21 protein-coding genes are annotated in these 20,880 nt (G+C 42.7%); 12 read left to right on the forward strand and 9 right to left on the reverse strand.

Annotation, left to right across the window (positions count from 1 at the left end; all coding sequences use genetic code 11):
* Nucleotides 1–68: 68 nt before the first annotated feature.
* Nucleotides 69–695: a hypothetical protein gene (locus LKX84_RS03495; RefSeq protein ID WP_228235727.1), complete on the reverse strand. Its 627-nt coding sequence runs from the start codon at nucleotides 693–695 to the stop codon at nucleotides 69–71.
* 149 nt (nucleotides 696–844) lie between these two features.
* Here LKX84_RS03495 and LKX84_RS03500 point away from each other — a divergent pair, with 149 nt between their 5' ends.
* Both LKX84_RS03500 and LKX84_RS03505 read left to right on the forward strand, forming a co-directional pair.
* Nucleotides 845–1,498 (forward strand): TrmH family RNA methyltransferase, encoded by a 654-nt coding sequence (locus tag LKX84_RS03500; protein ID WP_228236078.1) that lies wholly within the window; start codon nucleotides 845–847, stop codon nucleotides 1,496–1,498.
* 41 nt (nucleotides 1,499–1,539) lie between these two features.
* Nucleotides 1,540–2,064, forward strand: coding sequence for an SRPBCC family protein (locus LKX84_RS03505; RefSeq protein ID WP_228235728.1), 525 nt, complete (start codon nucleotides 1,540–1,542; stop codon nucleotides 2,062–2,064).
* 7 nt (nucleotides 2,065–2,071) lie between these two features.
* Here LKX84_RS03505 and LKX84_RS03510 read toward each other — a convergent pair whose 3' ends face one another.
* The 4 genes from LKX84_RS03510 to LKX84_RS03525 all read right to left on the reverse strand — a co-directional run bounded on the left by LKX84_RS03510 (nucleotide 2,072) and on the right by LKX84_RS03525 (nucleotide 7,221).
* Nucleotides 2,072–3,760: an alpha-amylase family glycosyl hydrolase gene (locus LKX84_RS03510; protein ID WP_228235729.1), complete on the reverse strand. Its 1,689-nt coding sequence runs from the start codon at nucleotides 3,758–3,760 to the stop codon at nucleotides 2,072–2,074.
* A 92-nt stretch (nucleotides 3,761–3,852) separates the two neighbouring features.
* Entirely contained in the window at nucleotides 3,853–4,632 is a 780-nt protein-coding gene (locus LKX84_RS03515; protein WP_228235730.1) for a carboxypeptidase-like regulatory domain-containing protein, read from the reverse strand.
* A gap of 75 nt (nucleotides 4,633–4,707) precedes the next feature.
* Nucleotides 4,708–6,498, reverse strand: coding sequence for a DEAD/DEAH box helicase (locus tag LKX84_RS03520; RefSeq protein WP_228235731.1), 1,791 nt, complete (start codon nucleotides 6,496–6,498; stop codon nucleotides 4,708–4,710).
* Nucleotides 6,499–6,639: 141 nt separating this feature from the next.
* Nucleotides 6,640–7,221, reverse strand: coding sequence for a non-canonical purine NTP diphosphatase (locus LKX84_RS03525; protein ID WP_228235732.1), 582 nt, complete (start codon nucleotides 7,219–7,221; stop codon nucleotides 6,640–6,642).
* A 59-nt stretch (nucleotides 7,222–7,280) separates the two neighbouring features.
* Between LKX84_RS03525 and LKX84_RS03530 the strand changes: the two genes are divergently transcribed.
* The gene (locus LKX84_RS03530; protein WP_228235733.1) at nucleotides 7,281–7,733 is read left to right on the forward strand and encodes a methyltransferase family protein; all 453 of its coding nucleotides are present in this window, start codon (nucleotides 7,281–7,283) and stop codon (nucleotides 7,731–7,733) included.
* A 157-nt stretch (nucleotides 7,734–7,890) separates the two neighbouring features.
* Nucleotides 7,891–9,783 carry a phosphoglycerate dehydrogenase gene (gene serA / locus LKX84_RS03535; RefSeq protein WP_228236079.1) on the forward strand — a complete coding sequence of 631 codons (1,893 nt, stop codon included), beginning with the start codon at nucleotides 7,891–7,893 and terminating at the stop codon, nucleotides 9,781–9,783.
* A 100-nt stretch (nucleotides 9,784–9,883) separates the two neighbouring features.
* Here the strand turns inward: serA and rlmH are convergent, their stop codons facing one another.
* Nucleotides 9,884–10,357 (reverse strand): 23S rRNA (pseudouridine(1915)-N(3))-methyltransferase RlmH, encoded by a 474-nt coding sequence (gene rlmH / locus LKX84_RS03540; protein WP_228235734.1) that lies wholly within the window; start codon nucleotides 10,355–10,357, stop codon nucleotides 9,884–9,886.
* Between the two features lie 93 nt (nucleotides 10,358–10,450).
* Between rlmH and nadC the strand changes: the two genes are divergently transcribed.
* From nadC to priA, 3 genes are read left to right on the forward strand one after another with little or no spacing between them, the layout of a single operon-like run.
* Nucleotides 10,451–11,308 carry a carboxylating nicotinate-nucleotide diphosphorylase gene (gene nadC, locus LKX84_RS03545; protein ID WP_228235735.1) on the forward strand — a complete coding sequence of 286 codons (858 nt, stop codon included), beginning with the start codon at nucleotides 10,451–10,453 and terminating at the stop codon, nucleotides 11,306–11,308.
* A complete protein-coding gene (locus LKX84_RS03550; RefSeq protein ID WP_228235736.1) occupies nucleotides 11,309–12,334 on the forward strand; it encodes a YihY/virulence factor BrkB family protein in 1,026 nt (341 codons plus the stop codon). It abuts the gene before it with no gap.
* Between the two features lie 29 nt (nucleotides 12,335–12,363).
* A complete protein-coding gene (gene priA / locus LKX84_RS03555; protein WP_228235737.1) occupies nucleotides 12,364–14,820 on the forward strand; it encodes a primosomal protein N' in 2,457 nt (818 codons plus the stop codon).
* On the opposite strand, the gene LKX84_RS03560 is transcribed toward priA, so the two are convergent.
* Complete coding sequence (locus LKX84_RS03560) at nucleotides 14,821–15,513, reverse strand: LytR/AlgR family response regulator transcription factor (RefSeq protein WP_228235738.1); 693 nt, start codon at nucleotides 15,511–15,513, stop codon at nucleotides 14,821–14,823. It abuts the gene before it with no gap.
* A 237-nt stretch (nucleotides 15,514–15,750) separates the two neighbouring features.
* On the opposite strand from LKX84_RS03560, the gene rpsF reads away from it, so the two are divergent.
* From rpsF to hisS, 5 genes are all read left to right on the forward strand, one after another.
* The gene (gene rpsF / locus LKX84_RS03565) at nucleotides 15,751–16,089 is read left to right on the forward strand and encodes a 30S ribosomal protein S6 (protein WP_228235739.1); all 339 of its coding nucleotides are present in this window, start codon (nucleotides 15,751–15,753) and stop codon (nucleotides 16,087–16,089) included.
* A gap of 3 nt (nucleotides 16,090–16,092) precedes the next feature.
* Nucleotides 16,093–16,389, forward strand: a complete 297-nt coding sequence (rpsR, locus tag LKX84_RS03570; RefSeq protein WP_072882551.1) for a 30S ribosomal protein S18 — start codon at nucleotides 16,093–16,095, stop codon at nucleotides 16,387–16,389.
* Nucleotides 16,390–16,402: 13 nt separating this feature from the next.
* Nucleotides 16,403–16,855 (forward strand): 50S ribosomal protein L9, encoded by a 453-nt coding sequence (gene rplI / locus LKX84_RS03575; protein WP_228235740.1) that lies wholly within the window; start codon nucleotides 16,403–16,405, stop codon nucleotides 16,853–16,855.
* A 99-nt stretch (nucleotides 16,856–16,954) separates the two neighbouring features.
* Entirely contained in the window at nucleotides 16,955–17,425 is a 471-nt protein-coding gene (locus LKX84_RS03580) for a DUF6495 family protein (protein ID WP_228235741.1), read from the forward strand.
* A gap of 313 nt (nucleotides 17,426–17,738) precedes the next feature.
* The gene (gene hisS / locus LKX84_RS03585; RefSeq protein ID WP_228235742.1) at nucleotides 17,739–19,127 is read left to right on the forward strand and encodes a histidine--tRNA ligase; all 1,389 of its coding nucleotides are present in this window, start codon (nucleotides 17,739–17,741) and stop codon (nucleotides 19,125–19,127) included.
* Here hisS and LKX84_RS03590 read toward each other — a convergent pair.
* The gene (locus tag LKX84_RS03590) at nucleotides 19,111–19,659 is read right to left on the reverse strand and encodes an NUDIX hydrolase (protein WP_228235743.1); all 549 of its coding nucleotides are present in this window, start codon (nucleotides 19,657–19,659) and stop codon (nucleotides 19,111–19,113) included. The genes hisS and LKX84_RS03590 overlap by 17 nt on opposite strands.
* Nucleotides 19,660–19,755: 96 nt before the next feature.
* On the reverse strand, nucleotides 19,756–20,844 hold the full coding sequence (locus tag LKX84_RS03595; protein WP_228235744.1) for a M42 family metallopeptidase: 1,089 nt from the start codon (nucleotides 20,842–20,844) through the stop codon (nucleotides 19,756–19,758).
* Nucleotides 20,845–20,880 lie beyond the last annotated feature (36 nt).

The raw sequence follows: 20,880 nt of genomic DNA on the forward strand, positions 1-20,880 counted from the left end.
GTTGAAAATTTTGAGTGAATTCAGTTTACTCTATTTGTGAAGTAAAATCTCCTAGTATTTTTTACAGACTATTTTTTCTTTAGTACAGTATTACAAATTTTTTCAATTTGGAGAACTATATTGTCAAGTTGAGATTTTATTTTATCATCTTCGTAACCTTCCCAAATCACAGCTTCGTATTCCTCCATTTTATCAAGATGTTTTTGAAATTGTTCATCAGTAAATTTTCTTCTTCCTTGGTCTCTCCAATATCTTCTCCCTAAAAAATTGGAAACAGTCATAATCTTGTTAGTCAACTTAACAATTTCATTGAATGGGCTTTCAGATTCTCTCCCAAAAACGGTAATAAAACGATATTTCATTGCTCTTAATTTGAAAAAAGGTTCTTTGTTCTTTTCAAACCTTTCAATAACAGTATAAGCTCTGTCAAGTATTTCAGTATCTTCTGGTTTTTCGTTTTCCATCCTTTTTCTTGAGCTTCCTTCATTTACATACCCAAGAGGACTCCTAATTATTGAAATTGTTTCTTGTACTTCATAAAAAAGGGAAAGAACTTCTTCTGCCAATTCATATTTTCTTTTCCATTTAACTTCTCTTCTCCAAGAATTAATTCCATAGATGGCGACACTAGATGCAATAATTATCGAAAGACTTTTTAAAATTTCAAATGCTATATTCCAATCTATGTTTTTCATTTCAGATTTTGGTTTATTTCAACTGTAGGCAACTTGTTAATATAGATACGTCTTTACATCTAATCATCCCAAATTACCACAAAATCTGGTTCCTTTTCCATTTTAGATTGTCTGAATACGCCTCTTCAAATTTTTCTATCTTGCGGCCCATGGTAGATTTGGATTTGTTGGACTATTTGGAAGGGTATCTCACCGAAGAGCGCAAACAGCGTTTTTTGGAGGTGTTGCAGCTTCGAACCAAGCACATTACCGTTGCCATTGAGGATGTTTTCCAAATGCACAATACCAGTGCCATTATCCGCAGTTGTGATGTATTTGGGGTGCAGGAGGTGCATGTGGTAGAGGACCGATTTGCCAGAATGCTGGACAAGAACATTGCCATGGGCGCCGAAAAATGGGTGGATGTGCACAAATATCACAACACTTCAGCTTGCGTGGCGGCCTTGAAACAGCAGGGATATCAAATCATTGCCACAACGCCCCATGACAATTCCACGTTGTTATCCGATTTTTTCCCGGAACAAAAGTCGGCCCTCTTTTTTGGCACTGAAAAAGGGGGATTAAGCGAAGAGGTTATGCAAAAGGCCGACGGTTTCCTTAAAATTCCCATGGTCGGCTTTTCGGAAAGTTTGAACGTTTCCGTGGCGGCGGCTATCATCATACAAGAGGTGGCCCATAAAGTAAGGACTTCCCATTTGGATTGGCGCCTGACCGACGACGAGATTCTTGATAAACGGTTGGACTGGACAAAAAAATCCATTCAACATGTAAAAGGCATCATCAAAAGGTATTATGCCGACTGAGGATTTTTTGTACTTTTAACTACAAACCAATCCATTACGCTATGTTGTTCCTGTATATCCTCTTGGGCCTTGTGGTCCTTATTCTCATCTTGGGTGCCATTGCGCCAAAAACCTATGATGTTTCGCGATCTGTTGAAATTTCCAAACCAAAAAAAGAGGTTTTTGGCTATCTCAAATCCCTAAAAAATCAAGACCATTGGAGTCCTTGGGCCAAAAAGGACCCCAATATGGTGCAGACCTTTACCGGAACCGATGGCGAAGTGGGTGCCACCAATCGTTGGAAGGGCAATAAGCAAGTTGGGGAAGGGGAGCAGGAAATCACCAAAATTGTGGAAGGAGAACGCGTTGAGGGACAACTTCGCTTTTTAAAACCTTGGGAATCTACTTCTGATTGCTATTTGATCACCAAAGAAATAGATTCTGAAACAACCAAGGTTGTTTGGGGTTTTTCAGGAAAGAACAAGTTTCCCATGAGCATCATGATGCTGTTCATGAACATGGACAAAGCCGTAGGCAAGGATTTTGAAGAAGGCTTGGCCAATCTGAAAAATATCTTGGAAAAATAGTAGGAATCTAGGGCTCCACCAACTCCAAAAGCGCAGTATCAAAGTCATTTTCCAAAATTACTTTTCCATTCGTGACCAAAACTTCGGTCTCGGAATAGGTATCGAATAATTTGGTGCCATCACCAAAGAATCCTTTTACGGAAAGCGACTTTTTACCTTTTGGAAGATCTAGTCCCACCACCACTTTGTCCTTGAATTCACCTTCCATATACGTTCTGGAAAATACATAAGGGGCTTTGGTCAAAATTTTATGTTTACCGGCCCCAATGGATGGGTGGTTTCTGCGGAATTGCCCCAATTTTTGCCAGTGTTTGTGGATTTTTTGGATTTCGGGAACCGTATCCAAATCCTTCCAGTTCATGAACGAACGCAGATTGGCATCGCCTTCGGCTCCTTCCACGATCAAAGGTCTTGAGGTTTCATCCCCATAATAAATTTGGGAGGCACCAGGCGTCAACAACAATACATTGGCTGCGCGATACGGCTTTTTGCGTTCCCGATCGAACGGTCCACCATCATCATGGGAAGAAAGATAGTTCAGGACACTTTTTCCTTTCAATTTGGTATTCAGGATGTTGCTGTATTTTGAAAAAATGGATTCGTAATCGTTGTTGGCATCGCCCTTCAATTCAAAATTGATGAGGCTTTTGAAACCAAACCCAAAGAAGTCCACTTTTCTGTCCCCAAAATCGTAATCACGACCGCCTGAAATACCATAATTGTACACTTCGCCGACCATGTAGAAAGGGTTTTCGTCCAAAATCCTATCCTGATGTTTCTTCTTCCACATGTCAAAAGCATAACAGGCCTCTTTGTAAAGATCGCCCCAGGCATTTTCGTTCACATGCTTCACGGTATCTACCCGAAAGCCATCCACACCATAATCGTTGATGTAATCCGTCAACCATTTGATGATGTAATATCTGGGTGCCCTTGGGTAATCGGTGCGTTCAAAAAAGAGATTCAACTCATCCAATTCCTTGCTTAACCTACCTTCATCTTTCCATTTGGCCAAAAGAGCATCGGGCAATTCCACCGGCTCATCGGATTCGGTCAAAATATCAGGTAGATTGGCGACCAAGGTACACTCCGTGGTGTTTTCATAGGTGGTAAATTCGCAAGTTGGTCCGGTTCGTACCCAATCATCGGGCCAAACAGGGTCTTTATCTGTCACGGGTCCGGTGTGGTTCAAAACCACATCCAAAAGAATGCGTATTCCTTTGCTGTGGGCTACTTTGACCAAATTGGCCAAGTCTTTTTTCGTTCCAAAATTAGGGTCCATGGCAGTCCAGTCCTTGGTCCAATATCCGTGATAACCGTAGGTATTGCCAGTGCCTTCATTTGTGGCACCATGAATCTGCTCTACAATAGGTGTCAGCCAAATGGCATTTACGCCCAAATCGGTAAAATATCCTGCTTCAATTTTTTGAATGATACCTTGAATGTCGCCACCTTCAAATCCCCGTAAAACACCGGTTTCTTCGGTACGGTCAAAATTGACATCGTTTTCGGGGTTGCCATTGTTGAAACGGTCGGTCAACAAAAAGTAAACATTGGCCCCTTCCCAAACAAAGGGAACCTGTTTTTTGGGTTCTTGTGTTTCTACTACCTGCACAGTGGTCTCCTCTTGCTTTGGAACTTCCTTACAGCCTGAAAATAGGGGTATCATGGACATGACGACAAGTAGTTTTTTCATGAATTGGGATTTTGTCTAAAGCTATAAAATGAATATGGAATTCGAAAATTTATTTATAGCCGGGCCTCCGCAGCCCTTGAACAAAAAATCCCTTACTGTTTTCGGTTCAGCACCTTGTATTCTTCATAACAGCTAGAGATGGCATCCAAAATCTGGAGGTCGTTCGCTGTGGTGATAAAGGACTTGGAGTAATTGCAGTTGTTCAAAATGTCCTCAATATCCACTTTTTCCAATTGGAGCAATTCCATCAGGGTTTCCCGATCAAACTTGGAAGCCAATAGATCACGAATATTGTCGTCTTCCTTGATCTGACGGAGTTTCCGCATTTGTCTGGGCTTTTTCCCAAAAAGGTTCCGCAGCAAGTCCGCTGGATTGAGGATAGCCCCCAAAACCTTGGTCACTGCACTTGGATTTTTGTTTCCAGCTTCATAACTGGTTGGTAACCCTGAAATGCTGTATTGTTTGGAATTGTTGATGGGTAGGTTCTTTACATCTATTTCGAGATATCCCGTGAGTTGATAAGGTCTAACGATTACTTCTTCCAAGGCATAGGCCAATTCCGTAAGGGCTATTTTGGTTTCCCCGTATCGGAACATGTCGTTGGTAACCCGAACTTTCTGTGTCTTAAAACCGAGGTAGGACAAGTAAAGGGTATCATTAACGGCCGCCGGAATGGTAAACTTTCCGTTTTGGTTCGTAATGGTCCCCTTTACCAAATTCAGGTTGATGACGTGCACACTTTCCAGAGGAAAATCCGTCTGCGCATTCACAACTGTCGCTGTAATCTCTCTAATTTCCTGATTTTCCTCCTCATTTTGGGCAAAGCCCATAAGGGAAACCAAGGAGAAAAATGTAAGTAGAATTCTTCTCATGCAATCTTTGTAGGTATAAAAGTACTAAACAAAGAAAAATAAACAGGATCCTGCTATGATTTAATATAGAATTAACTAATAAAAACCAGGTCTCTTTTTACCTCCCTTTTTAGCGAAATTTCCTTTTTTACCGCTTTTGAACGGCTTGTTTCCGCTGGGTTTACGACCGCCGCCGCCGCCTTTAAAGCCACCGCCTTTTCTGCCGCTGCGTTTTTTGCCACCGCCCTTGCCGCCACCGCCACCTCCTGGCTTGGTAGATACTTCAACGTTTATAAAGCGTCCGTCAACCTTAAATTCGGTGAAGGTTTGAATGATAAGTTCTGTAAGCTGTGCATCGGTGTTGAAGAAGGAGAAGCTATCTTTGGTATCCACATTGTAGATGTCCTCTTTTTCCAAGTCAAGCGTATCTCGAAGAAAATCTTTCAACGACATCCAGTCGTAACCGTCACGCTCCCCAATGTTGATGAAATAACGCACAGAACCTTCAGTTGGTAGGTCGTCTTTGGAGAAATCTTCACGGTCACCTCTTTCCTTGCCACCTTCGGAAGAATTAAGGTCTTTGGTTTTGCTATAGTAGTTGTAGAATTGGGTAAACTCTACAGACACCATCTTTTTGATCAACTCATCGCGATCAATTCCATTCAATACATCATAAATGGCAGGTAGGTAGCTGTCGATTTCCTTGTTGACCTTGGTGTCTTTGATCTTGTTGGCCAAGTGGTACAATTGGATCTCGCAGATTTCAATACCTGAAGGAATCTGTTTTTGAATGAAATCCTGTTTGATCTTGCTTTCAATGGCACGAATCTTTCTTACTTCGGAGCGGGTAACGATAACCATGGAAATCCCTGATTTTCCTGCCCTTCCGGTTCTACCACTTCGGTGGGTGTAGGTTTCGATTTCGTCGGGCAACTGATAGTTGATTACGTGGGTAATATCATCCACATCGATCCCACGAGCAGCAACATCGGTTGCCACAAGCATCTGTACCTGTTTCTTTCTAAAGGCGTTCATCACCAAATCCCTTTGGTTTTGGCTAAGGTCACCATGCAATGCTCCGGCGTTGTACCCATCCTCGATCAATTTCTCGGCCACTTTTTGGGTGTCGCGCTTGGTACGGCAGAACACCACGGAAAATATTCCAGGGTTGGCATCGGCCAAACGTTTCAGGGCAGAGTAACGATCTCTTCCACCTACAGTGTAATATTCGTGTTGTACAGTGGCTGCTCCTGCATTTTTGGTTCCCACGGTAATCTCTACAGGGTTCACCATGAATTTTTTGGCAATGGAAGCCACTTCTTTAGGCATAGTCGCCGAAAAAAGCCAAGTAAGCTTCTCTTCCGGAGTATTGGACAAAATGTCCTTGATATCCTCATAAAAGCCCATGTTCAACATTTCATCGGCTTCGTCGAGTACGCAATAATCAATTTTGGAAATATCCACCATGCCACGACCGATCATATCTTTCATACGACCTGGAGTTGCCACAACAATTTGTGCACCTCTTCTGATCTGGCTGGCTTGTTCGGTAATGCTCGCGCCGCCATAAATGGCAACCACGTTCAATCCTTTTAGGTATTTGGAGTAAAGTTTTATTTCATTGGTAATCTGCAAGCAGAGTTCACGGGTAGGGGAGAGGATAAGTCCCTGTGTGGTCCTACTTTCCACATTGATCTTTTGAATCATGGGAAAACCGAAAGCAGCGGTTTTTCCTGTTCCGGTTTGTGCCAAGGCCACCAAATCGGTGTCCTGCTCCAATAAAATAGGGATGGCTTTTTCTTGTACTTCAGATGGGGACTCAAATCCTAGGTCGGAAATAGCGTCCAATAGGGGTTTGTCCAACCCCAAGGTTTCAAATTTTGTCATAGTGGTATATACCTTTGATCGCAAATATGTTGTGTTGCATAGAGCGATTTTTAGTATATCCCGTTGGCCCATCGCAACACCTTGCCCATACCGGCGGCGTTAATAAAGCGGCAAAGGTACACTAAATATGATCAGTGGGACCTAAGTAGGCAAGTTTTTTAAGAAGGCAACCAATTTTGCAACGGCCATTCCTCTGTGACTTATCGCATTTTTGGTCTCAGAAGGTAGTTCCCCAAAGGTTTGTTCATGCCCGAATGGTTTAAAAATAGGGTCGTATCCGAATCCGCCTTCCCCATATTGGGTATGGGTGATTTCCCCTTCAACAATCCCTTCGAAAACATAAGGTTCGCCGTTCCAATTTAAATGGATAACGGTTTTGAAATGGGCATTTCGGTCCGTTTGACCTTCCATTTCTTTTAAGACCTTGGTCATGTTGTCCTGTGCATTCTTGCCTTCACCGGCATATCGGGCCGAGAATACGCCAGGTCTGCCATCCAACGTATCGATCAACAATCCGGTATCATCCGAAAAACAATTGAAACCATAGGTTCGGGTCACAAAATCTGCTTTGATTTTTGCATTTTCCTCCAAAGTGGACCCCGTTTCCGGAATTTCATCAAAACAGTTGATATCATTCAAGGATAAAAGCTCAATAGAATCGGGCAAGAGCTGTTTTACTTCCTTAAGTTTATGGTCGTTGTGCGTGGCAAAAACAAGTTTCAAATCGTATGGGCTTCAATTGAAATTCAAAAGTACTAATTTCGCCCTACAACAATTTTGGAATGAAATTTAAAGTGCCTCCGGCTTTGGTCATGCTCGTTTTTGGTGGAATGATGTACCTCTTGGCCCGATTCCTGCCCATCGGCGGATTTGATTTCTTCGGCAGGAGGGAGTTGTCCTATGGGCTATTGGCGCTTGGTATTTTGGTGATCCTGATTTCCGTTGTACAATTCCTGGTAAAGAAAACTACCACGGATCCCTTACATCCTAAGAAAACTTCGGCATTGGTCACCAATGGTATCTTCACCTATACCCGAAATCCTATGTATCTGGGCATGCTCCTGTTTTTATTGGCCTTGGGATTGCAATTGGGGAACGCCTTCAATTCCCTGTTGGCGGCAGGTTTTGTGTCCTATATGAACCGATTCCAGATTAAGCATGAAGAGGAACTTTTGGAAGCCAAGTTTGGGAAGGAATATCGCATCTACTGCAAACTGACAAGACGTTGGTTTTGAGTTGTAAACTTGTAGAAAAACCGTTTTTGGGTGCTATTTAAAACAATTTGAAAGCGTTTTTTGATTTATCCACAATTCTGTAAGGTTTTTAAAAAGTTGCGATTACAAGGAATGAATTAATATGTAATTTTACACTTTAATTTTTTTGAAGCGATTCATGGTGGAAGCAGGCCGAAAATATGTTTTCGATTTTGATAGTACCTTGACAAGGGTTGAGGCGTTGGATGTTTTGGCAGAAATGACCTTGCAGGGCAACCCCAAAAGGGAGGAGATCGTAAAGGAAATCCAGAAGATAACCAATCTCGGCATTGATGGTGATATTTCCTTCACCGAATCGTTGGAGCGCAGGATCCGCTTGTTGAATGCCAATAAGGCCGACCTTCAGAATCTTGTTGCCGAGCTTCGTCAAAAAATTTCTCGTTCCATTGCGGCCAATAAGGAGTTTTTCCATGAATATTCTGAGGATATCTATGTGATTTCCTGTGGGTTCAAGGAATTTATCGATCCAATTGTTGAAGAATACAATATCCCTTCGGATAGGGTTTATGCAAATACCTTCAGGTTTGATGAAGAGGGTAATATAATCGGTTTTGATGAGACCAATGTATTAGCGGCCCACAACGGAAAAATTGAATGTTTGAAAAGATTGGATCTGGACGGAGAGGTTCAGGTCATTGGCGATGGTTATAGCGATTATGTGATGCGCGAGGCCGGTATCGCCCATAAGTTTTTTGCCTACACTGAAAATGTGCACCGTGAAAAGGCGGCAAGCAATGCCGATCACGTGGCACCTAACCTAGATGAATTTTTATTTGTGAACGATTTACCAAGAAACCTGTCATACCCCAAAAATAGAATCAAGATCCTTTTGCTTGAAAATGTACACCCAGCGGCTTTTCAAAACCTTTCCGAGGAAGGTTTTTCCGTGGAATTGGTAAAGCACAGCTTGTCCGAGGATGAACTCATTGAGCGTTTAAAGGGCGTTCACGTTTTGGGTATCCGTTCCAAGACCCAGGTCACCAAAAAGGTATTGGATGCAGCCAATAAATTGATGGTCATCGGTGCTTTCTGCATCGGTACAACCCAAATCGATTTGGAGTACAGTAGGAAAAAGGGAGTGGTGGTTTTCAATGCACCGTATAGCAACACCCGTTCCGTAGTAGAACTTGCCGTGGGGCATATCATCATGCTCATGCGAAATATTTTTACCCGCAGTAGCGAAATTCATAATGGGGAGTGGAACAAAACCGCTTCCAATTCAAGGGAAGTCCGTGGTAAGAACTTAGGTATTGTGGGTTACGGTAATATCGGGAAACAGATGTCCGTTTTGGCCGAAGCTATTGGCATGCGTGTTTATTACTATGATGTAGCCGATCAATTGGCTTTGGGTAATGCCGTTAAATGCAACAGTTTAGAGGATTTGTTGTCCGTTTCGGATGTGGTGACCCTACATGTGGATGACAACAAGGCCAACAAAAACTTTATTGGGGAACGTGAGATCAACCAAATGAAGGATGGTGCCATGCTCATCAACCTTTCACGAGGATTTGTGGTGGATATCGACGCTCTTGCCGCCGCATTGAAAAGCGGAAAATTGGGTGGTGCCGCCGTGGATGTTTTCCCAGTGGAACCAGCTGGTAACGGGGCTTTTGAAACGCCTTTGCAAGGACTTCCAAACGTTATCCTGACCCCGCATATTGGTGGTAGTACCGAAGAAGCCCAACGCGATATTGCGGAGTTTGTTCCAAATAAGATCATGGATTATATGAACTCTGGATCTACTGTGGATTCGGTGAACTTCCCGAATATCAGATTGCCAAAACAGAACAAGTCACACCGCTTTTTGCACATTCATAAAAACGTACCGGGAATCATGGCCAAGATCAATGAAGTGTTGGCCAAATACGGTCTTAACATTACCGGGCAATACCTTTCTACCGACCCAGAAGTGGGTTATGTGATCACGGATTTGGACCGTGAGTACGATAAAGAAGTAGTGAAGGAGTTGAAAAACGTGGAAAACACCATCAAGTTCAGGGTACTTTATTAAAAGATAAAAGACCGTTTCACTTCGGGATTCAAGAACAAAGACATTTTGACTCCTGACTCCTGACTCCTGACTCTTGACTCTTGATTCTTGAACTTTTTGCTTAGTTATGGTGATACGGTTCGTTCCGTAAAATGGTAAACCCGCGGTAGATTTGTTCCACCAAGAACAGCCGGACCATTTGGTGTGAAAAGGTCATTTTGGACAAACTGATTTTCCCAGAGCACTTCGCATACACTGCCTCACTGAAACCATAAGGACCTCCAATCACCAAAACCAGGTTTTTGATGCCGCTGTTCATTTTTTTCTGGAGGAAATCGGCAAAATCCATGGACGTGTATTGCTTACCTTTTTCATCCAGTAAGATCAACGTGTCAGTAGGTTGTAATTGAGCCATGATCAGCTCGCCTTCCTTTTCTTTTTGTTGGGCTTCGGACAGATTTTTACTGTTTTTGATATCAGGGATAATTCGGAATTCAAACTTGATATAATGCTGTAACCGCTTGGCATAAACCAATATAAGTTCTTCCAACTCAGCCTTGTCCGTTTTCCCTATGGCAATCAAAGTTATCTGCATGCCCAAAAATAATGATTCAAGCTAAACAATAAGCACGCAAATGTGGTGGGCAAGCAGCAATGTTTTTACTATTTTCGTTGAAACCCCAATGGAATGATATCCGAAGAACAATTTCAAAAAGAACTTGATTTGATCATCACCAACGCCGTTCGTGAAGATGTAGGCGATGGCGACCATAGTTCATTGGCCTGTATTCCGGCCACGGCGACCGGTAAGGCAAAACTTTTGGTGAAGGACGAAGGCATCATTGCCGGGGTGGAATTTGCCCGGATGGTATTCCAATACATCGACCCGGATTTAAAAATGGAAGTGTTGTTGCAAGATGGCAGTTCAGTGAAATACGGCGATGTAGTCTTTTATGTGGAAGGTAGCTCCCAAAGCATTTTGAAGGCAGAGCGATTGGTGCTCAATGCCATGCAACGCATGAGTGCCATTGCCACCAAGACACAAGATTTTGTTTCCCTTTTGGATGGTACCGATACCAAGATTCTCGACACCCGCAAGACAACCCCAGGTATAAGGGCTTTGGAAAAATGGGCCGTAAAGATTGGGGGTGGGGAAAACCATCGGTTTGCTTTGTATGACATGATCATGTTGAAGGACAACCATATCGATTTTGCAGGTGGGATCACCAAAGCCATTGTAAAAACTCAGGAATATCTCAATGAAAAGGGAAAGGACCTAAAGATTATTGTTGAGGCCAGAAACCTTGATGAAGTGGACGAGATTTTGAAGTCAACAGGAGTCCATCGAATTCTTTTGGATAATTTTGATTATGATGACACACGTGAGGCTGTGAACCGAATAGGGGAACAATGCCAGACCGAATCCTCAGGAGGAATCAACGAGGAAACCATTCGAACGTATGCAGAATGTGGGGTCAATTTTATTTCGTCAGGGGCATTGACGCATTCCGTTTATAATATGGATCTAAGTTTAAAAGCAGTGTAGATGTCCGAAGCAATTGAAGAACAGTTGGAAAAAATTCCCATTCTCAATTGGGCGGTTCGTCTATTGAAAAAGATTAAGCTCAAGGCCTTTGAAGGCCTCTCCTTTTATGATCTTATTGAAATGTACCTCATGGGGATTGTTAGGGGAGCGGTTTCCACACGTGCCAGCTCCATTGCCTTTAGCATCTTCTTGGCCTTGTTCCCATTACTGATTTTTTTGGTGACCTTGATTCCCTTCATTATACCTTTTGTAAGTGTGGGCAATGCCAATTTTGACCATCAGTTTCTCGATTTTTTGGAGTCTTTTCTTCCTTCGGCCACCAGTGAATATTTCGGTGACATCTACCAACAGATCAAAGATCAAAAACAAGGGGGACTTTTGTCTTCCGCCTTTATTTTGTCCATCTTTTTGGTGGCCAATGGCGTGAATGCCATTTTTGGGGGTTTTGAGAATTCCTATCATGTGGAATTGACGCGCAATTTTTTCCGTCAATATGCCTATGCCTTAATGGTGGGGCTCATTCTGTCCATTCTCTTAATCATTGGCGCGGTAGCCTTTGTATATTTCGAATTCTATATTGTGGAATACACCAGTGAATACTTGGGTAAAAAATTGGGGTATGATGTGGCCAAAGGGGATTCCGTGGGGATACAGGTAGCCAAGGTTTTGTTTTTCCTGAGTCTTTCCTATCTCACCACGGCCATTCTCTATTATTTTGGTACTGCGGAAGGTAGAAAGGCACGATTTTTTTCTGCTGGGGCCTTGATGACCACCCTCTTATTTTTGTTGACTTCCTATCTGTTCGGTATTTATGTTGAAAAATTTGCCCGCTATAACGAACTCTATGGAGCTTTGGGAGGATTGTTGATTCTGATGGTGTATATCTGGTTGAATTCCAATATTTTACTTTTAGGATTTGAATTGAATGCTACCTTGAACTCCTTGGGTAGAAGGCATCGACGCCAACAGGAGGAACGTGCCAAAAAACTAGAAGAACAACCACAACAACTTGGGGAAGATCAATAAAATTTCAAAGTAGGCAAAAAGGAACGTGTATGGACTTTTTTCTGGATGTAGTACTGCCCATTCCCTTGGAAAGACTTTTTACGTATAAGATCACACCTCAGGAAGCTGATTTTATTAAAAAGGGGATGAGGATTGCGGTGCCATTTGGCAAATCCAAGATCTATACTGCACTTGCCTATCGGGTGCACCAAGAAGCGCCAATTGCCTACGAACCCAAGGAAATTTACCAGATTTTGGATGAAGTTCCCTTGGTCAACGAATTTCAGTTCAATCATTGGGAATGGATTGCGGAGTACTACATGTGTACTTTGGGCGAAGTAATTCGGAGTGCCCTGCCAAGCGCCTTTATGCTGGAAAGCGAGACTTTGATCCTGTTAAACAAAGAGGTTCAAGTTGATGAAATGGACCTTCAGGATGATGAGTTTTTGGTCTTTGAAGCCTTGCAACACCAGACACATCTTCAAATTGGGGAAATCTGCGACATTGTGGACAAGAAGAATGTACTATCCCTCATTAATCGATTGGTACAGAAAGAAGTAGTGCTTCAAAAGGAAGAACTGTATGAGCAGTACAAACCTAAAATGGTGCGATATGTAAAGCTTTCGGATACCTATGGCGATGATGCAAAATTGGAAGAATTGCTGAACGAACTCTCCCGAGCCCCCAAGCAAAGTCAGGTGGTGCTGACCCTGTTCCAGATTCAGGCAAAAAACAAAAAACCGATACCGGTTGACGACCTAGAAAGAGAAAGTGGCAGCTCCAAAGCGGTCATCAAAGCTTTGATTGACAAAGGAGTTCTGGAAGAGTACCACATCAGAAAAGATCGAGTGGATTTTGAGGACACTTCCGAGGAATTCCGAAATATTGCGCTTAACGAATATCAATCCAAGGCATTTGCTGCAATTCAGACTTCCTTTGAAGAAAAGAAACCGGTATTGTTGCATGGTGTCACTTCTTCGGGAAAAACGGAAGTCTATGTAAAATTGATACAGCAATGTTTGGATGAAGGCAAACAGGCGCTTTATTTATTGCCGGAAATCGCGCTGACCTCCCAATTGATCAATAGGCTACAGCATTATTTTGGGAACAAGGTTTCGGTATATCACTCCAAATACAGCATCCACGAAAGGGTAGAGGTTTGGAACAATGTTTTGCACAATGCAGAAAAGGCCCAGATTGTGATTGGTGCCCGCTCTTCGCTCTTTTTACCATATTCCAACCTTGGTTTGGTGGTGGTAGATGAGGAGCATGAGAGCTCCTTTAAGCAATTTGACCCGGCTCCAAGGTATCATGCCCGCGATGCGGCCATTGTTTTGGCCTCGCTCCATGGTTCCCATATTGTTTTGGGCTCGGCTACGCCTAGTATCGAAAGCATGTACAACGCTAAGTCAGGCAAGTATGGCTATGCTGCCATTCCATACCGATTCGGGAATGTATTGATGCCCGATATCAATTTGGTGGATATTAAGGAAGCTACCCGAAAGAAGCGGATGAAGGGCCATTTTTCAGAGACATTGATCAATGCCATTGCAGAAGCCTTGGAAGAAGGGGAACAAGTGATCCTTTTCCAGAACCGAAGAGGTTTTGCACCTGTGGTGGAGTGTACCACCTGTGGGTATGTGGCCCAGTGCCCCAATTGTGACGTGAGCCTTACCTATCATCAGCATCGAAATCAATTACGTTGCCATTACTGTGGATACCATATGGCGTTGCAGCAAGCCTGTTTGGCCTGTGGCAATGCTACTTTGGATAAAAAAGGATTCGGAACGGAACAGATTCAGGAAGAATTGGGCCAACTTTTCCCTAAAGCAGCTGTTGGGCGAATGGATTTGGATACCACAAGGGGCAAATATGCCTATGAAAAAATCATTTCGGCTTTTGAAAACCAAGAAATGGACATTTTGGTGGGCACCCAAATGGTGACCAAAGGTCTCGACTTTAGGAATGTAAGCTTGGTGGGTATCATGAATGCTGACACCATGCTCAATTTCCCTGATTACCGGGCACATGAGCGTAGTTTTCAAATGTTGACCCAGGTGGCAGGTAGGGCAGGGCGTACCCAAAAGCGGGGTAAGGTGCTGATACAGAGTTATAATCCGTATCATCAGATCTTGCAACAGGTGACCACCAACGATTACGATAAAATGTTCGCCGAGCAATTATATGAAAGGGAACAGTTCAAATATCCGCCTTTGGTCCGCATCATAAAGATCACTTTAAAGGATAGGGATTTCAATAAATTGAACGAAGCTTCGGACTGGTTGGCTAGTTCTTTGCGGAATGTGCTCAAGATTCCGGTTTTGGGACCCGAGTACCCTCCCGTTGCTCGCATCCGAAGGGATTATTTAAAAAATGTATTGATCAAGATTCCCCGGGATTACCCGTTGGTACAAACAAAAAATAGCATTAAAAGAATCGAAAGATCTTTTAATGCTATTTCCAAGTATAAAAGTGTACGATTGATCTACAATGTAGACCACATATGATTATACGTTGGCAAGTGCTTCAGCCAGCTCGGTTTTTTTGTTTCTACTTAAAGGAATCTGTCTTCCCCCAACTTCAACATTTTTACTGTTGAATTTTTCTATCTTCTCCAGATTCACAATATAAGATTTATGGATACGAAGGAATTTTTCGGCAGGCAATTGGTTTTCGAAAGACTTCATGGTGGAAAGGATTACGATATTGGCCTCATCGGTCACCAATTTAATGTAATCTCCCAATGCTTCTACCCATTTAATGTCGTTTAGGATAACCTTACGTTTTTTAAGGTTGCTTTTCACAAAAATGTGCTCTTCATCCTCATCAACCCTGTTCATTTGCTCGAATTTGGCAACGGCTCTTTTTACAGAGGCTTCAAAACGGGCCAGCGTGATAGGTTTGTGAAGGTAATCGGTTACGTCGTAGTCAAAAGCTTTAAGTGCATAATCAGGTTTACCGGTGATCAAAATAACCTGTGGTGGGTTCTCTAGGGCCTCTAAAAGGTCAAAACCACTGATGATTGGCATTTCTACATCTAGAAAAATAAGGTCGATGTCGTGGTTTTTCAGGCCATTTTTAGCTTCAATGGCGTTGCTATACTCTGCAACTAAAGCAAGATGTGGATGATTGTTGACCAATTTGGCAACGGCCATCCGCTGCATGGAAGAATCGTCTACAATTATACTTTTTAATTTCATAGAATGGGGTGATTTGTAGGGTTTTAAATCATCGGCAAATTACACAAAAATGACGGTAAGGAACAACAAAAGATGTAAACATGGTCTATTTTGTTGTGTATATTGCCATATACGTTATTTGGGTTTATTGGGTTTTGTTGTTGTTGATAACTCATGTACTTTAAACGAAGTTTTTTTGCTTTTCTTGCAAGGTGATAGAAATATTACTACTTTTGCGCTCCTTTTAAATATATTATAATGAACCATTACGAAACTGTTTTCATTTTGAATCCCGTTCTGTCTGAAACACAGATAGAGGAAACAGTCAAAAAATTTGAGGATTTTTTGATTAACAATGGTGCCAAAATGGTCTCCAAGGAAGATTGGGGACTTAAAAAATTGGCCTATCCCATTCAGCACAAGAAAAGTGGTTTTTACCACTTGTTCGAATTCACAGCCCCTGGTGAGGCCATCGGTCCTTACGAGGTGGAATTCAGGAGAGATGAGCGCGTTATGCGTTTTTTGACCGTTAGGTTGGACAAGCACGCTATTGCTTGGGCAGAAAAACGAAGAACCAAATTAAAAGCAAAGGCATAGGTTATGGCATCTATTGAGCAACAAGCAAAAGCTAAAAAAGACGGGGAAATCAGATATTTGACCCCGTTGAACATTGAGACCAACAAACAAAAGAAGTATTGTAGGTTCAAAAAATCAGGTATCAAGTATATTGATTACAAAGATCCTGATTTCTTGATGAAGTTGGTGAACGAGCAAGGAAAATTGCTTCCTCGCAGACTTACCGGTACTTCCTTGAAATACCAGAGAAAAGTGGCCCAGGCAGTTAAACGTGCCCGTCACATTGCGTTAATGCCGTACGTTGGCGATATGTTGAAATAAAAAATACCGAAGAATGGAACTTATTCTAAGAGAAGATGTACAGGATTTGGGATTTAAGGATGATATCGTTTCCGTAAAGAACGGTTACGGCAGAAACTACCTTATCCCACAAGGTTTGGCCACATTGGCTACTCCATCTGCCAAAAAAGTTTTGGCTGAAAACCTTAAACAAAGAGCCCACAAAGAGAAGAAAATCGTTGATGAGGCGACTAAAATTGCCGAAGCCCTAAAACAATTGCAGATCCGCATCGCTGCTAAAGCTGGTGCCGGTGATAAATTGTTCGGATCTGTGACCAACATTGATTTGGCCGAGGCTTTGGACAAAGAAGGACACCAAATCGAGAGAAAATTCATCAATATTAAAGGTGGATCTATCAAAAGGGTTGGTCCTTACGAGGCAACTATCAGACTTCACAGGGAAGTTGTAGTAGAATTTCCTTTTGAAGTAATCGCTGAAGCGAAGTAACATACTGTAATAAGTATTTGGAAATAAGAGAGTTATCTTCGGATGGCTCTTTTTTTGTTTCGATTTTTTAAAGAAATTCAGACCAATTATTTTTGCACCATGAAATACAAAAGACTTTCTAAGGAACAATTGGAGGAACTGCACCCGGAGTTTATCAACTTTTTGGCAACACAATCCATAACTGCCGAAGAGTGGAAAACGCTCAAGACCGAAAAGCCCGAAGTGGCCGAGGAGGAAATCGATGTGTTCAGCGATTTGATTTGGGAAGGAGTACTCTCCAAAGTGGAATATCTGGAAAACATTTCGGAACGACACATGCACTTGTTTCATTTGACCGAAAAGGAAATGAAGCTACTTTCCGTAAAAGTGATGAATCCTGAAATTGACCTTCGAACTAAAGTCGGTTTTGATTGGTTCAAACGGAATTTTCAATCCGATTTCGTGGAATACCTAACCGCGTCCAAAGCGTATGGCGCTGATAAAAACGTGGACAAGTTTGAATTGATCAAGCAAGGAGCGGCAATAACTAAAGGCGATCTGTATAAATGGTTTGATCAGATTATGGAGTAATTAATCTGAATAAAGGAGGAGGGAGCCAAGAACCAAAACTTCTTTTCTTTTCCTTCTGAGAGGATTAGACAATAGAACTGTGAAATGTCATTCTGAACGGAGTGAAGAATCCTATTTGCTAGTAGAACTTTGATGAGATTCTTCACTCCGTTCAGAATGACACCTAGGAAATTATTTGTCATTTCGACAGAGCGAAGTATGAGCGACGAGAAATCTCACATTCAAATGGATTTCTCACATTCGTTCGAAATGACATACTTATACTTTAAACCTATAACAAACCCCTTATATTTGCACCTGAATTTAAGATTACATGGCACAAAAACCATCCATACCTAAGGGAACCCGTGATTTCTCACCAGAAGAGGTGTCCAAGCGTAACTATATCATCCAAACCATAAAAAAGCATTTTGAAGCCTATGGTTTTCAGCCCATAGAAACTCCGTCTTTTGAGAATTCAGAGACGCTAATGGGCAAGTATGGGGATGAGGGGGATCGCTTGATTTTTAAGATCTTGAATTCGGGCGATTTTATTTCCAAGGTTGATGATGTGACCTACAGTTCCAAGAATTCAAATTCGCTTACCCCAAAAATCTCAGAAAAGGCCCTTCGTTACGATTTGACCGTGCCTTTTGCCCGCTACGTGGTCATGCATCAGAATGAAATTGATTTTCCGTTCAAGCGCTACCAAATCCAACCCGTTTGGAGAGCCGATAGGCCCCAAAAAGGTCGTTTCCGTGAGTTTTACCAGTGTGATGCCGATGTGGTCGGTGCCGATTCCTTGTTGCAGGAAGTGGAATTTGTGCAGTTGTATGACGCCGTGTTCACGGATTTAGGATTGAAAGGCTGTACCATAAAGATCAATAACCGTAAAATTCTTTCGGGTATCGCTGAAGTGATAGGAGCCAAGCATTTGTTGGTCGACTTTACCGTAGCCCTGGATAAATTGGACAAGATAGGAGAGGAGAAGGTGAAGGTCGAAATGATGGAAAAGGGCATTTCTGAAGCAGCAATTACCAAGGCCCAGCCTTTGTTTGAAATGTCAGGCTCCGCGTCGGAACAATTGGAGCAACTAAAAACCTTATTGGCCAACTCTGAAGTGGGTATGCGCGGTGTTTCTGAATTGGAGGAAATCATTTCCACCGTAAATAGTATCGGATTGCAATCCGCTCATTTACAATTGGATGTGACCTTGGCCCGTGGATTGAATTACTATACCGGAGCCATTTTTGAGGTTGCCGCGCCCGAAGGCGTGAGCATGGGTTCCATTGGTGGCGGTGGCCGCTACGATGACTTAACCGGCATTTTTGGATTGAAGGATGTGAGCGGTGTGGGTATTTCTTTTGGTTTGGACCGCATCTATCTCGTTTTGGAAGAATTGAACCTGTTCCCGGATAGTTTGGATACATCTTTGGATGTGCTTTGCCTCAATTTCGGTAAAGGTGAGGGTTTGGCTTCCTTGAAACTGGTATCCACTCTTAGAAAAGCTGGCCTGCGTGCTGATTTATACCCGTCTGATGCCAAGGTGCAAAAGCAGTTCAAATACGCAGATAAAAGAAATGTCCCTTATGTGATCCTATTGGGCGAACAGGAACTAGCCGAAGGGAAATTCGTAGCCAAGAACATGAAAACGGGGGACCAAAAATCCTATGGATTGGATGCTGCAATTCAATTTGCCGAAGCCATCAAATCCGACTTTTAATTTCCTTTACGATAGTTTTGTAATAGGTAGGTCCGTGGGGCACATATTTGGCTACATTGGCCAGACCCCAGGTTTCCTCGGCAAATTGGAACAAGGGAATCAATGCTAGATCATCTACCTCACTATCCTGCTTGATCAAAGCACTTAGGGGCACCTTTAATTCACATAGAAAAATATGGTGGAGTTCGGCATCAATAAAATTTTCGGATATTTTATGAACGGCTTTAAAGGTTCCAATGGACTCCAAGTCGTTAACAGTAATGCTTAGTCCCACTTCTTCTTCTACTTCCCGAACCGCAGCCAAGGGAATGTTTTCCCCAGCCGATACATGTCCTGCAACTGAAACGTCCCATAACAGTGGGTGGGTGTCCTTGTGTTTTCCCCGTTGTTGGATCAATACCCTGCCATCCTTGGTATACAGCCAAACATGGATGGTGGGATGGAGTAGCCCTTTTCGATGTGCTTCGGACTTTAGACAGGATTGCCCCGTTGGGTTGCCTTGCTCATCCAAAATGTCCACATATTCATCCATATCCCTAAAGATAAGTACTAACTGTCATTCTGGAGGAGCTTTGCGACTGAAGAATCTAATCTAAGATCAGATGCTATGCTCCAAATGACCCATTAGTTAATCAAAATAACTGAACGTTTCTCCTTCTTTGATGGTCAACAAAGTTTCATAGATCAAACGGATTACGTTTTCCACGTCCTCCTTGTGCACCGTTTCCACAGTGGTATGCATGTAGCGCAAAGGCAAGGAAATCAAAGCGGAGGCCACACCACCGTTGCTGTAGGCAAAGGCGTCCGTATCCGTACCTGTATAACGTGATGATGCCAAACGTTGGAAAGGAATCTTTTTCCCTTCTGCGGTTTCAATAATGCGTTCCCTGAGCTTATTCTGCACTGCCGGGGCATAGGAAACCACAGGTCCGGAACCGATCAAGATTTCCCCCTCCTTCTTTTTGTCGATCATAGGAGTGGTCGTATCATGGCAAACATCGGTTACAATGGCAATGTTCGGCTTAATGGTCTGGGTAATCATTTCAGCACCGCGAAGACCAATTTCTTCCTGAACAGAGTTGGTCACGTAAAGCCCAAAAGGCAGCTTTTTCTTGTTTTCATGGAGCAGTCGGGCCACTTCCGCAATCATAAATCCACCTACGCGGTTATCCAAGGCACGACAAACGAACTTATCCTTGTTCAGGATATGGAATTGATCAGGATAGGTGATCACGCAACCCACGTGAACGCCCATTTTCTCTACTTCGGCTTTGTCTTTGGCACCTATGTCGATAAAGATATTTTCTAAGGTTGGTGCTTCTTCTTTAGCACGGTCGCGTGTATGGATGGCGGGCCAACCGAAAACACCTTTAACAACACCCTTTTTGGTATGGATGTCCACCCATTTGGATGGCGCGATCTGGTGGTCACTTCCTCCATTACGGATAACGTACAGCAGGCCATTGTCAGTGATATAATTAACGTACCAAGAAATTTCATCGGAATGCCCCTCGATCACCACCTTGTATTCGGCCTTCGGGTTGATGACGGCCACGGCGGTACCGTAGGTATCCGTGATAAATTCGTCAACATAGGGTTTTAGGTAGTCCATCCAAATTTTTTGACCCTCCCATTCATAGCCAGTGGGCGATGGGTTGTTCAAATATTTTTCAAGAAATTCAAGGGACTTTTTATTGATGATCTTAGCTGATGCCATACGTCTGATTTAGTACACAAACATAAGAATATTCAC

Origin of the sequence: Allomuricauda sp. M10, from assembly GCF_020782875.1 — a bacterium.
Classification (GTDB): Bacteria; Bacteroidota; Bacteroidia; order Flavobacteriales; family Flavobacteriaceae; genus Flagellimonas.